Origin of the sequence: Methylobacterium sp. UNCCL125 (genome assembly GCF_900116795.1) — a bacterium.
Classification (GTDB): Bacteria; Pseudomonadota; Alphaproteobacteria; order Rhizobiales; family Beijerinckiaceae; genus Methylobacterium; species Methylobacterium fujisawaense.
In genome coordinates this window covers 1-12,966 of the sequence record NZ_FPBW01000063.1, presented here as the reverse complement: position 1 = coordinate 12,966, position 12,966 = coordinate 1, and the positions used below count along the sequence as shown (strand labels likewise).

General features: G+C 65.1%; 10 protein-coding genes. 6 read left to right on the top strand and 4 right to left on the bottom strand.

The features are described from left to right. The 5 genes from BM396_RS31170 to BM396_RS31150 form a co-directional block, all read left to right on the top strand. The coding region (locus BM396_RS31170; RefSeq protein ID WP_139239599.1) for an integrase core domain-containing protein at positions 1-274 on the top strand (274 nt) is incomplete at its 5' end. A gap of 83 nt (positions 275-357) precedes the next feature. Then, positions 358-1,290 (top strand): tyrosine-type recombinase/integrase, encoded by a 933-nt coding sequence (locus BM396_RS31165; protein ID WP_081948837.1) that lies wholly within the window; start codon positions 358-360, stop codon positions 1,288-1,290. Then, complete coding sequence (locus BM396_RS31160; protein WP_043388016.1) at positions 1,287-2,111, top strand: helix-turn-helix transcriptional regulator; 825 nt, start codon at positions 1,287-1,289, stop codon at positions 2,109-2,111. Before BM396_RS31165 ends, BM396_RS31160 begins: the two co-directional genes overlap by 4 nt. A 1,100-nt stretch (positions 2,112-3,211) precedes the next feature. Further along, positions 3,212-3,529, top strand: coding sequence for a hypothetical protein (locus tag BM396_RS31155; protein ID WP_170867536.1), 318 nt, complete (start codon positions 3,212-3,214; stop codon positions 3,527-3,529). Positions 3,530-3,533: 4 nt separating this feature from the next. After that, the gene (locus BM396_RS31150; RefSeq protein WP_081948841.1) at positions 3,534-5,333 is read left to right on the top strand and encodes a CHAT domain-containing protein; all 1,800 of its coding nucleotides are present in this window, start codon (positions 3,534-3,536) and stop codon (positions 5,331-5,333) included. Here BM396_RS31150 and BM396_RS31145 read toward each other — a convergent pair. The 4 genes from BM396_RS31145 to BM396_RS31130 form a co-directional block, all read right to left on the bottom strand. After that, on the bottom strand, positions 5,323-5,994 hold the full coding sequence (locus BM396_RS31145; RefSeq protein ID WP_043388021.1) for a hypothetical protein: 672 nt from the start codon (positions 5,992-5,994) through the stop codon (positions 5,323-5,325). The two genes, BM396_RS31150 and BM396_RS31145, sit on opposite strands and share 11 nt — an antisense overlap. A 9-nt stretch (positions 5,995-6,003) precedes the next feature. Further along, positions 6,004-7,494 carry a glycosyltransferase family protein gene (locus BM396_RS31140; protein ID WP_043388022.1) on the bottom strand — a complete coding sequence of 497 codons (1,491 nt, stop codon included), beginning with the start codon at positions 7,492-7,494 and terminating at the stop codon, positions 6,004-6,006. A gap of 83 nt (positions 7,495-7,577) precedes the next feature. Then, a complete protein-coding gene (locus tag BM396_RS31135) occupies positions 7,578-9,056 on the bottom strand; it encodes a hypothetical protein (protein WP_051976312.1) in 1,479 nt (492 codons plus the stop codon). 10 nt (positions 9,057-9,066) lie between these two features. Beyond that, entirely contained in the window at positions 9,067-10,386 is a 1,320-nt protein-coding gene (locus BM396_RS31130) for a hypothetical protein (protein WP_043388023.1), read from the bottom strand. A gap of 1,719 nt (positions 10,387-12,105) precedes the next feature. On the opposite strand from BM396_RS31130, the gene BM396_RS32465 reads away from it, so the two are divergent. Further along, positions 12,106-12,888, top strand: a complete 783-nt coding sequence (locus tag BM396_RS32465) for a hypothetical protein (RefSeq protein ID WP_139239595.1) — start codon at positions 12,106-12,108, stop codon at positions 12,886-12,888. The last annotated feature ends 78 nt before the right edge of the window (positions 12,889-12,966 follow it).

The window sequence follows — 12,966 nt, the reverse complement described above, 5'->3', positions numbered from 1 at the left end:
CCATCCTCAGACGCAGGGCAAGATCGAGCGCTGGCACCAGACGCTCAAGAACCGCATCCTGCTCGAACATGCCTACCTGCCCGGCGAACTCGAGGCGCGTGTGGCCGCCTTCGTGGAGCACTACAACCATGTTCGGGCTCACGAGAGCCTGGGCAACCTCACCCCTGCCGACGTCTACTTCGGTCGCGGAGAGGCCATCTTGCGTGAACGGGCGCAGATCAAACGCCAGACCCTCATGGACCGCCGCTTGCGCCATCACGCGCAGGCTGCCTAACCTCTCAATCCAGATGGACCAGAGCCTCCGTTCCTGAGCTTCCCGACTCGTCTCAAATCATCTGACGACGGACAGGCGAGGACATGACGGAGGAGACCGCAAAGTACACAATGGCGCGGCTGCGCAACCACGTCGTACCGGTCCTGGGCCAGCTCCGGCTCGTCGAACTCGACAAGACGCACGTCGAGTCGCTCTTCAGGAAGGTCGGCTCCGGAGCGACAGCCGCGAAGACTGAGGAGCGGACCGGCAGGGGAGCGGTCGTCCGCGGCGGACGCGGTGCCGCGCGAAAGGTGGTCCGCGATCTATCGGCGGTCTGCACGTTCGCAGTCGACAACAATCTCATGAAGGCGAATCCCGTCGCGAACGCGCGGGTCAACAAGGTGGACAACGAGCGCAAGGACTACCTGACGACTGCGCACGTGCAGCGCCTCGGGCGAGCACTCGTCGAGGCGGAGACGAGTCACGGCGTCCCGCGCGTCGCAACGGACCAGATCCGTCTCTGGCTGCTGACCGGCCTGAGGAGGAACGAAGGAGCCGCGTTGAAATGGAGCGAGGTCAGGCTGGAACATGAAAGCCTGGAACTCGAGACTTCCAAGAGCGAGACCAAACGGCCTCTCACGCCCCCGGCGGTGGCGTTCCTGCGGAAGCTGAAGGAGACAGCCGACTCCGCCTACGTCTTCCCGGCGAAAAGAGGCGACGGCTGGTTTACGGGTACGAAAAGGTACCTGCCACTGATCATGCGCCTCGCCGGACTCGACAGGCTGTTCCCGCACCTCCTGCGGCACACCTTCGGATCGAACGCGATCTCCCAGGGATTGAGCATCCCCCTGGCCGGAGCCCTGCTGGGACACGCCAACCTTCGGTCCACGCTGATCTACGCCCACGTCCAGCACGACGTCGCGGCCAGAGCGGCCGGCCCATGCATGACCGACTTCGCAGCGGCGCTGGGCGCGCCGACACGCGACGCGTTCGGTGGAGAACGGTCGAACGCGGCCGATGGCGGAGAACGGTCGTGAGATACCCGACCAAGATTCGTCCGCACTGGATCCCGCTGCATCTCGCTCCGTTCACTCTGCGCCGGATGCAGGAGCCGTGCGCTCGCGATCTCGAGCTGGATGCGGAGTTGGAGCGCGCGTTGGCGGTCGACGCGCCGGATCACATGCTCGTTCGGGCGGACTGGTCCGCCGGACTGATCGAGGTGCTCGCCCGGGATCCGGTCGACGACGACATGGGGCCGGGTGACGGCTACCGCGTGTGCGTGAGCTCGCATCCCGCACTTTTCCGATCCGCGGCATCGCGAACGTCGCCGTCCGCATCGGCGATGCTGTGCGCCGGCCTCGTCGACGCCTTCTGGTCGGCGCTGATCAGCCGCCATTCGGCTCTGATCGTCGGCGACGTCCTGGCCGTCCATGCAAGGGGCGGTCCCAGACCGGTCGACGGCTTCAGGGAGGTGCCTGCCGACGTATGGGCATCCTCGTCCATCGATTGGGCCGCCGGAACGTGCACGTCGCCGGACGGCCATGTGTACTTCTCGATCCACGTCGCCCGGTCGGAACCGCCCTCGCCGCGCCCCGGCGACGAGGGCGGCCCGACAGCGACCGGCAGGCAGACGCCGTGCGACGTCGGTGCGCCGGGGGTCGTTTCGACCGGCGACGTGGAAGGCATGGACGTCCGCGCGGCAAGTCGCTTCCTGGGTGTCAGCAAAAGCTCCTTGGACAAGTGGCGGCTGACGGGCAACGGCCCGCCGTTCCACAGGATCGGAGCCCGCGTGCGCTATCTCAAGTCCGAACTCGAGGGATGGCGGAACCGACGTCGGGACCCGGGTCGTTCGATTTGAACGAACGCTCGTTTACAGATCTCCGTTGTATGATGGCGTTGAACCGGTCTGGTCGGAATGTCGGTCCGGACCAGCTGAGCGCGATCGAGACGATGACGGAAACCGAAGTCGGGCAGGAGCAAGTGGGTCTATGTGAATCAGCGCGGCTTCGGGCGCCAACGTCGGGCGTAAGTCCAATTCAACACCAAAGCGTGCCCCTGGCGGAGTCGATCCCCGATCTCCTACAAGTTCAACGAATCCGGGTTTTCGGTGGGGTCAGGATCGGCGCCGATCGCGACCGCAACCTTCATGGGATTCCGGTCGAGCCCGCAACCGCTTAGGCAGTGTCGCCCAAGGCGCGTGCTTCGGCGCCGATTCGCAAGCGGTCGCCTCTTCGTTTTGTCCACTCTCATACGGACGATCCGGACGTGATCGCCGACAGGTGGATTGGGACGTCGACTGGGCGGGCGGGGCGGCGGCCGGCCACGGCCCTTTTGCGTAATGGCCTTGAACATTCAGCCGAGTTTCGGCGTCCTGCGCTGCGGCTCAAACGTGCCGGTGTGCCACAGGGGCGAACGACGCGCGCCTTCCCGCCGTCCGGTCGCCTCCAGTCTTCGGCGACCTGAGACGCGACCGTGTGGGTTATCGCTCCGGCCCCGCGCAGGACTCTCGGTTTGCGAGAAGCGAAGCCCGCATCGGCGCTTGCTGCGAACCCGGCTGTCACGAATGCGCGGTGCTCGGCCGCTACCGGGTCGGGCGTCATTCGCCAGTCCTCGTCTGACCGTGCCCCGCAATCTTCGACTGCACCGTCGGTGTCCGGGCGCTCGGGCCACTCTAAGCGTCGACGATATGATCGCCTATCGTTCTCGGCCGAGCCAACTACCGGCGACCGCTGCCGAGACTCGCGCTTGACCGCGGCCTCCTTTCGCAATCCGCTTACGGAGGCTGGCGACCTCCGTCGAACCGGAGCCTGCGCGCACTGGTTCGGTTGCAACGGGCTTGCATCGACGAGTCGGCACGACGACTCTATCTGAACCCGGGACGATGAGTGCATCCGACCGGTTCGTTCCCGACACCGATCTTTCGCCGACCGCCTGCCGGAAGGCTCAGGAGCCGATATCGTGACAACGGATCAGAGACGAGATGCCGTGGCGTCGTCGAAGGGCAAAGCACCTAAGACGCTTTCGTCGGACACCAAGCTGGCCGCGATCAGAACTGCCATGGCCGCGGACGACTGGGATACAGCCTTGAAGCTCGCTTCGCGCTTCCAGCGTTTGGGCGAGCAGGCCAGCGTCATCCGGCGGGCTGCGGATTTCCAACTCCGGCCCAACTTCTACCGCCAGTTGGGATACGACGGCGAGAGGGTGCGGGCGGAGGGGATCGCCGCTCTCAAGGAGCGGTTCAGCGTTTCCTGGTCTCAGACGAGCAGCCGGGACTGATCGCTTGACGAAAACCACGACGCTCATCGCGACGAACGTCGACCGGCTCGCTTCGACAGGCGGCCTCTCGAACATCCAAGACTCTCCGGTCGGGGCGAGCGGATTCGGCTCGTTCTCTTGGCCCTTGCCGGAACAAGTCTCGTCCATGCTCCAGGCTTGGCAAAGCGCGGAACGTGCGTCGCCGATGGAGCTCGGTCGTCAGCTCTACGACCTGCTCCTTGCAGGCCGACCTGGAAGGACAATGCCGACCGCGCTCGAACGCGCGCGAGCCGCAAGTCGTGTTCTTCTGGCGTTCAGTACGGCTTCCCCGGAAATGCACTTGCTTCCGTTCGAGATTTTGCACGACGGGGATCGGTACCTCGCCGGAGGCGAGAGGATCCCATTTCGCTGGATCAACGACGGTTCGACCCAGGATGCCAGATCGCACGGCTTCCGGCATTTCCTGGTCGCGGTCGCGAACCCGACCGATCACCCCGATTTCGACCACGATCGGGTAGTCGGCGAACTGCGGAAGGCGATCGACGCGATACCTCAGGCGACCTGCAACATGGTTCCGCATGCCACACGCGGCTCGCTGAGGCGCGCTCTCGGCGAGCGGGATGCCTATGACGCAGTGGTGATCGTCGCCCACGGCGGCAGCGCCACCGCCGAAAGGGACGGTTTCATGGTGCTCGAGGACGAGAGCGGCGCCGCAAGCAGATGGGTCGGCGAGGACGTGGCGCACGAACTCGGTGTTCATCGTGGATGTCTGGTAGTCCTATGCTCGTGCAAATCGGGCGCCGTGACCGCGAAGAACTCGCTCGGGGGCGTCGCACAGCGTCTCATGATCGGTGGACACGTCGGCTCCGTCGTGGCGATGCAGCGTCCCGTCACGGTTTCCTCGGGGCTCGCCTTCCTCGGGCGGTTTCTAGGAGTCGTCGCGGACGGTACCATTGACGTTTTCGATGCCTATGGCGAGGCTGCCGCAGCCTTGGCGGCGCATGCGGATTGGGAACGCGGGACTGCGGCCCTCTACACGCGCTTGCGCGGTCGGTTCGGCGACGGGGGCGGAGTCTTCGCTAACATCGCTCGGCCGAGCGAAGAGGAGATCATCAGGACGTCGACGTTGCTGAGCGCCGATCAAGAGACCTCCCGGTTCGCCTTCTCGTTGCCGCGGTTCAAGCTCGGCTCGCCCGAGGGCCAACCGGGTGCGCCGCCGCCGGAAGCCGATGACGAAGCCTACCGGTATCGCGGGCCGACCATCGCCGCCAACGACGTGCAGGCGGTCGAGCCGCTGATTCAACTCGTCGGAAGATTTCTGCCGAAATCCGAAGATCTTGCGCGCCGCGCCCGGATCATACCCGGCCACGTGGTCGACGCATCCTTCGAGGCGAAGGAGTTCACTCACTACGTGCTCGTCGGAAGCCGATCGCACGATTTCTCGCGGTCGAAGCTTCCCCAGTACAGCCGCGACTTCGCTTTCGAATTTACCGAGTGCGGGCCATGGCGCCTGATCGACCGGCGGGAGGGAATCTTCTACGACGTCGCCAACCCGGCACTGGCCGCCGCGCCCACCCCGAATGCGAGCGACTACGCTCTCGTCGAGAAGATCGTGGACCCCCAAAACGACCGGGTCCTGCTCGTCATTGCAGGCATGTGGAGTTCGAGCACGCTCGCAGCTGGGCGGTATCTCTTCGACAAGCGGGATGAAATCGTGCGCCGGTTCGGAGCAGGCGGCTTCCAGTTCGTGCTGGAGACGCGACAGGGCACCAGCGAAGTTACGAGGGTGGTCGTGAGCCGCGAACCACTGCTCGTCAGTGGATGACCAGCCTCTCGAGGGTCGACGACGCGGGATCGACGGGTGGATCGAAGCGCAGCACCGCCGCGAAGGCGCGGTCTCCGACCTGATCGGCCAGCCACCGCCACCGACGTTGCAGATACAACCCGCAACCCTCGGTGGCTCTTCCACCCAGACCGGCCACCATGAATACCGACCTGGAACGGCCGCCGGCCGACCGGCAGCCCGCGACCACGCCGTAATCGATTCTGGCGGAGTATTCGTCGCGGCTCAGCTTCGACGGATCGTCCAATGCGTATCGAGCGCCGTCGGCGAGCCGGATCGCCCATTGGGAGCCGAAGTCGAAATCGAAGATGAACTGCAGTCCCGTCGAGCCGAGAACTTCGTCGAGAGCGGAATTGCTTCGGCTGCCGAACACCACCGACGTCGCCGCGTCCGGCTCCGACGATGCAAGATCCGTGGCGAGATCGTCCGGCGAGATGAACCCGACAGCCGCACCGGCCTCCGAGGCTAGGCTATGGACATGCAGCGCCGAGCGCACGTCGCGTTCGGCGTACGCGTTGCTCGGATACCGGAACGGATCCCCATCCCGTGCGCCCACCACTCCCTGGCGGAACCGCGGGAGGCAGAGCCGAAGCGTCGGCTGAAGGCCGAGGCCGAGAAATTGCGCTATGCCCTGGTCGAACATGGCGGGATACTAACCGCTTTCGCGCGACGCCTCCAGTGGCGCGAGGCTCGTGGCGGACTGCGGCCGAATGCCGGCTAGGCGCACGCGCGTCGGAACGCGTCCGAACACGGCTTCGGGAGCGGACGCATCGTCGGGGGCGAACATCTGGATGCTCTTGCGCAACGACGTCCAGGCGAGTGCACGCTGCTTGGGGGCCCATGAGAACTCGCGCAGGATGGCCTCTTTGGAGATTTCTCCGTTGAGTTCGAGAAGATCCTTCACACGCAGCAGGGATGGGTTTCTGTCCGACATGACAGGTATGCCGCCTTCCGCGGCCCGGAATACGTCCAGCCACCGTCCGGTCCAGGCTTCCCACGAATAGACTTCGCGAGCGCGACGTGCGACCTCGCGAGCGACTTCCGCCTCCTCCGGCAGCCTGTCGAGAAGATCGCAAAGGCGGTTCGTGAGTTCGCTGCGGAAGTAGAACCATCGGACCTCGACGTGGCGACGTACCGAGGGGGCCAGACCCGAGAGAATCGGCTCCATCATCTCGAGTAGGAAGCTCTCCACGTTCATCAGCGGAACGCATCCGCCGCAGATCGCCTCGAGCGTGGAGATGGACCAATGAGTCGAGCGGTGCGGCGCGAGAACCAGATCGCTCGTACGGAGCGCCTCCCGATAGCGGCTACGTGGGAGCGTTTCGACGGTCAGCCAAGCCGCACGCGTCATCGTACCAGGCAGACGCACCCTGGTCGGGTTGGTCAGGTGTACATGGAAATCCTGTCGCCTTTCCCAGAGCCGCGGGAGGACGTCCGAGACGAGAGCGCGCACGCCCGTGTACTTCAGCAGGCGATGGTTGACCAGGATGCGCGCGGGAGTGTCGGAAGTGCGTCCTCCTCGCGGGACGAGCCCTCGCACGTCCACTGCCGGTGGAAGGATTCTCATTCTCTGGTCCAGCAATTCAACGAAGTCGTCGTTGAACCAGGTACGAGCCTTCGCCAGGATCTGCTTCCGCCCGTATTCGGAATTGCAACCGACCAGCGACATCGATCCCAACCCCGCCAGAGTCGCGAGCAGCGCCGGACGATGGAGGTCGTGCTTCGGCGTGGATGGCCGTCTTACGTCGAACCAATGGATGTATCCGACGGCGGGGACGTTGTGGAACGTCTGCCGGTTCATGAACTGCAGGAAGGCAGGCGCCGTCTCGGGTTGGTTGAGAAACAGCACGTCGACGTCGTACCGCCGGAAATCGAAGCGCTTGTAGAGTTCCGCCGGATCGAACTGAAAATCGCCGCCGTGCATGCGTGGCAGCAAAGGTACCGGAATGCAGGTGATGCGATCGTCCCCCAGCGCTTCCGTCCAGCTGGCCGCAGCGCGCTCGGGGATCAGCACATAGAAATGCAGGTCGCGATCGGCACGCACGAGCGCCCCGAGGAGTTCCGCGGTGAATGCAAGGCCGCTGTCACCTTCGGCGTTTTCTCCAGCCGAGTAGTTGACCTGCGTCAGAACCCGAAGCGCCATTCCTCGATCCGCCGGACCTGCTTAGCCTCAGGTCGTCGAGGGCGTGGCAGCGGACGTGGATCTCGCCGATGCGGAGCCAATCGTCAAGGCTCCGCCGACAGCAGGTCCATCCTTATGCGCGCCGCCGGATCGCCCAGCACGGCGTAGTTTCTGACGTCGTCCCGGATTATCCACAGTTTTGCCAGCCTACTTCTCGTGGCAGGATCGCCGGCCGAGTTCCTCATGATCTCGGCAATGGGTATCGTCAACGCGGACCACTGCGCGTTGAACTGATCGATGGCGTTTCCGATCCGCTTGCCTTGCATGAGCCTGGTCAGCACGTCCCGTATCGGGTGGCTTTGAGGACGACCTAGGGGCGTGCGAAAGGAATACGACCACGCGCGGTCCACGTGCGCTATCACGGACAACGCTCCGCGGCTCAGCATGGCCTGCGGCAGCCTGGCCATCGCGGGCTTGTCCGCGATCTGACGACCGCGACCGTCGGGTCCATCGCGGAAGGTGTCGACGGCCTCCCAGCCGGCGCCGTAGCACGCAAACAGAAAGTGCATCATGCCGTTCAGCCGAAGGCTCGCCGGCAGATCCCCGGCGGAGAGCCAATCGTCCTCCGTGACGGCGCCATATCCTTCCCAATCGTCGCAGACGAGAGCTCCCTGGCAGTCCCTCTGACGCGGATCGTCCTTGCCGAACGTCATTCCGTGCGTGCCCGAGAAGAGAAGGGACGGAGGTCCCTCGGCGCCTCCGAGAGCGGCCAGCAGACTCGATTTTCTGGCGTCGCGCTCCAAGAGGGAGGTCAAGGCAAACCCTTGCCTCTTGCCCAGCGGCCCGGCCGATCCGGAGCCGTCGCGAAACGGCTTCGCCACGTCGCGCGTGAACATCGCAGTGGCCCGGTCGAACTCATGCGCGGTAGAAAAGAGAACGGACCGCCTGCTCTTTTGAAAGATCAGTTCTCCCTTCTCGTATTGAGCGAGAGCTTCTGCGTAGCGTCGATAATTCTCCATATTGTCGAAATGCAATCTTCCGACAGCCCAGAAGACATCCAGCAGGTACTGGAACGACATCGGAACGTCTTCGGGCGAAGCGACGATCAGAAGATAGTACGGCACTCCGCGACTCGGATCGACGGCCGCGAGTCCCGGACCTTCGCCTTGCCTCGCCAGCCACGCCGTGGCCTCCTCCCCGGGACGGATGCCCGCATCCTTCTCGAAGACGCGGAAAAGATCGCCAGCCTGACTTCTGCGCAGGTCGAGGAGTGGATGAAGAGCCTCCTTGTAGGGTTCGGCATCCACCTCCGCGGGGAAGACTATGCCCCACCCGGCCTGATCGAGCTCTTCGGGATTTTCGACGGACGAGTCGGTTCCGAACGTGTCGACCCCGCAATCCGAGGCCGCGTGCCTGCCGGCGACCGTCTCGTCCTCGAACCGCGCCATCGATCCGCCGGCGATATCGACGATCCGCGCGCCGGAGCCGTTCTCGGGCGGCGGTAGAGGACGTCCGGTCTCCGCTTCCACGCCGTTGGCATGAAGCTCGTCCTGGTCGGTGCCGTCCGCGTCGAAACCGGGCATGTCCTTCGTTTCACTTCCCGGCCAGAGCCGCCGCCCAGATCAGATGGGCGACTTCCGGCCCATCTATGTCGTTGTGAGCCCCCGAGGCACCGTCGCCGTTGCGGATGTATCGGCTGGCCTCGACGTTGTAGATCCGGCCCTGTTCCAGACCGTACGACTCGTTTGCCGGCTTCATCGCGAGCGCGATCGCCTCGGGGTCGAGGCCTTGGGCACCGAACGCACCCAAGGCGCCGTAGCGAGGCGGTTCCCCGGCCGCGAATTCGATCTGATTGGCGACGCCCGCGGCGAGCGGATAGTACCGGCCCACCGCCGTGTCGTAGATGCTGCGGGTCGTCACGATCGGGCCCTTTACGAGCCGGTCGTCGAGCAACCCCCGGAAATATCCTTGACGTCCGACGGCGTCCGGAATCTCTCCGCAATAGGACCAGTGCGAGAGGGCTCCCTGGATCAGAGCGAGCGAGGCGACGCTCTTCGCGCTGGAATCGGCCGTGCCGCGTCCACAGAGCATGCCGGAAACCACGATGCAGCCGAAGCTGTGACCCATCAGGTGTACCCGCGCCGTGGTGCCGGCGCTCGACGACTGAAGCTCGCGTAGAAGCGCGTGCATCCCGCCCTCGCCGACGATCTGGGCCCTCGATTTCATCTTCCAGAACGACAGCTGCCGCAACGGAGCGAGAATCCCGCCGAGACTTCGGGAACCGAATCCGAAACTCTCCTCCTCGAGCGAAGCCTCGAAGTAGACCTGAGGGTCGAACGGTTCGCGATCGCCTCCGGGGGGAGCGGCGACGCCGGACGAGCCCATTTCCGTGAGCAGGCCGTCGATGTCGCGGTAGGCCGAATCGGCATCCGGCGGCAACCGGTCGGCGGCCGGATCGAGCGCCGCTGCGCGGAATACGGTCGCGATCCGTTCCCTCAGTCCCGGACGGTCGCCGAACCTGTCGACGTAGAGTGCGATCGGATCCGCCGAGCCGTCGAACGCTCCGGCGCCTGAACCGAGTTCCTCGTCCCCCCACGGTTGACTCGGCCAGTGGACACCGATGCGGAACGGCTTGAACTTGGGTCTGCGTTCTTCGGCCTCGCTCCGATCCGGACTGCGGTCCATGGCGGCAATCCACCGATCGTATTGATCAAGCGACGCGGGGATGTCGCCCTTCCAGCCGTGACATAGGATGAAGATGTCGGTGGGCCGCTCGGACGCGATATCGTTGAGCACCTTCCGGGAAAACGATCCGTCGGCGGCATCGGGATCGTCCGTCCTCTCGCGCCCTTCTGCATCGAATGCGAGGAGAGCGTAGCGCGTTCCCGCGCCCGCGATCGTCCGGTAGGGCATGGCGTCCCCTCCCCTCCACCCGTCAAGCTTGGCGGTTGCACCGCGACGACACCCGGTCCTGCGACCCCGCGAGGTCCGCGCGCACGTGCGATGCAGGATCGCGGAGCCCGACACAAACGACGGGTTCATGCGGGGGTTCCCCGGTCCGCAGACGAGCGGCCCGACGACGTGGTCTTTCACCCGCCGGAGGGCGGATCCGCGGCGAGAGCCGGTGCTGGCACGCCGACACGATCCCCCGCACGGCGCGCTCGGCCGCCGGACGCCGGCGCAGGGGTCGTACCGTCGCCGGCCGCCATCGTGCCGGCTTCGGCATCGGGCCGTCGCGTGGGCGGAATCGGCTTCCATTCGGATCAACGGGCGTCGGTCGGGTCGAACGGCTTGGACTTACGATCTCGCATCGCTCCGATGGACCGGCCCGGGTACGCATCGCCCGGCCTGCCGAGTTCGCGAACTTCCGGCCCCCCGACAATCCGATCCCCATTTCCCGTCGGCGGGCGCCCCTCAACCCAGAGTCGCGCTCGGAGCGGTGCCGCTTCCCATGATCGAAGGAACGGCCGTCCTCTCCGGTTGCGGCGGCGGATTCCCGGAACGGGGCCGATGATCTCCGCCGCAGCCTTCCGCGTCCTAACCCTTCGAAGGAACGCTCAAATCCATTGCCAGGCGATCGATCGGGCAGCGCGGGGCGGAACGGGAAGGAGTCGGGAAGGAGCGGAGGAAGCCGATCCGCACCGACGCTTCGGCGTTCCCGCTGTGCGGCGACGGTTTCGGGCCACGGGTCTTCTGACCTCCGTTTTCCGGTAGTTCGTCCGCACCCGCCAAGGCGACGAGCATGGCAAGATCCACATCGGCGGAGTACTCACGCACATGCTTCTCGAACCTGCCCGCTGCGAGTCTCGGGTCTCCGCCCTGCCCGATCATCGTGCCGACAGTCTTCGCAACCACTTTGCAGCAGAGCTCTCGGATCCCGGACGGCTGTCCTCTCTGATGATGGCGACGCAACGATCTTTCCGACCTTTCCAGGCCGCCTTCGATGAGAGCCACCGCGCCTTCCATGCCTAGCACGACGAAGTAGGTTTAGGAGCGGCACAGCGCTGTTTGGCCGATTGGTCTCGGATTTGCCGGTCGCTCTTTGGCCGCTCTCGGGTTCCGCCGCCGACGTGCCTCCCCGCGGAAGGTGCACTGGTTTAAAACGGCGCGCGGGCCGAGAAGCTGCCGGTGCAGCCGGACCGCATCCCGGCGGATGTGCCGAGACGCCGACGCTCGCCGCGCACGCGCTCGGCGAGCATGAACAGTCCTCCAGCCGAAAGGCTGGGTTGTGCGCTGGACTCGAAGCCCTTCGGGTCGGACGCGCGCACGGACGCCGCCAAGCTGACGACGCTGGCGGGGGTCTACGCAGCGCAGGACAACGCACACGGGCAACCGGGGATCTGACTGTGGTTGCATGCTCCTTATGTCGGCATGGAACCTGGCCCGCGACGTCGCGTCGAGCTCGGGTAGTCGGTGTTCGGTGGAATTCGGCCGGTGCGGAACGCCGCAAGCCACCGGTTCGCCGCCAAGGCACTCCGCAGCAGTGTCGTCGATGCGGAAGCTGATCCGCCCCCTTGGCCAACGGGTCGGATCGTGACGGATCCGTCCATGGTTGGAACGGCCGTACACAGGAGGCTTTGACGTTTTCGGAGAACCAGGTGATCTGAAGAAGGGTCCCGTCCGGAGACCCGCATGTCGACCATTCATGTCAACCGCCTCGAAGCGCCCACCGGGGTGGCCCGCAGGGTGCTGCGCGAAGCTGCCTTGCGTATTCTCGCCCTGCACGGATGCGACGGCCCACAGACGCCGATGAAGAAACGGGCCGTCCGTTTTCAAGGCTTCTCGATTCAATACTACGTTGCGGAACCAGACTCGATATCGCGGCGTGGAGGGATCCGATGGAACACACCATTCGGGGCCAAAGCGGACGAGTGTCAACACGTCATGGATATCGAGGTCGGCGAGCACTTGCTCGGAATCGGTTGGAGAGGCGATGGACCCATCGTGCACGATCGGTTCGTGCGCGGACCGTGGGAGTTGGAGCTCCTACGCGCGGCAGACATGGCGGACGACATCCCGTGCATGAACCGGGTCGCCCCGGCCGCCCCGGAACGATCGAGTCGAAGAGTCTGGCCGCTCGAGGCAATCGTACGGACCGGCCAGGGCCGCTTGCGCCGTCCGGTTGCATTCGACGTAATCGGATACAAGACCTGCTGGCCTGCGACCGCACCAGCAGGCACGAGTTTTTCCGAACTGGTCGACCTGGTGAAACACTATTACGATGCATCCCGCAGCGCAGATGGGGCGGTCACAAGCGCGACCGGGTTCTCCAGCTTCTCGATACGCGCCCGGTTGGGCGAACGGACTTTCAGACGGAGCGTTCCGATCGGAAGACCGGACCTTCGCTACTGGATAGCTCCTCACGGCGGCGCGAGGGCGGCGGCATCCCTGCTTGTATTGTCCGTCGTCAGATGATTTGAGACGAGTCGGGAAGCTCAGGAACGGAGGCTCTGGTCCATCTGGATTGAGAGGTTAGGCAGCCTGCGCGTGATG

Coding starts and splice junctions, on each gene's coding strand:
- BM396_RS31165 (WP_081948837.1), top strand. CDS start 358: ATGACGGAGGAGACCGCAAAGTACACAATGGCGCGGCTGCGCAACCAC.
- BM396_RS31145 (WP_043388021.1), bottom strand. CDS start 5,994: ATGTTCGACCAGGGCATAGCGCAATTTCTCGGCCTCGGCCTTCAGCCG.
- BM396_RS31140 (WP_043388022.1), bottom strand. CDS start 7,494: ATGGCGCTTCGGGTTCTGACGCAGGTCAACTACTCGGCTGGAGAAAAC.
- BM396_RS31135 (WP_051976312.1), bottom strand. CDS start 9,056: ATGCCCGGTTTCGACGCGGACGGCACCGACCAGGACGAGCTTCATGCC.
- BM396_RS31130 (WP_043388023.1), bottom strand. CDS start 10,386: ATGCCCTACCGGACGATCGCGGGCGCGGGAACGCGCTACGCTCTCCTC.
- BM396_RS32465 (WP_139239595.1), top strand. CDS start 12,106: ATGTCGACCATTCATGTCAACCGCCTCGAAGCGCCCACCGGGGTGGCC.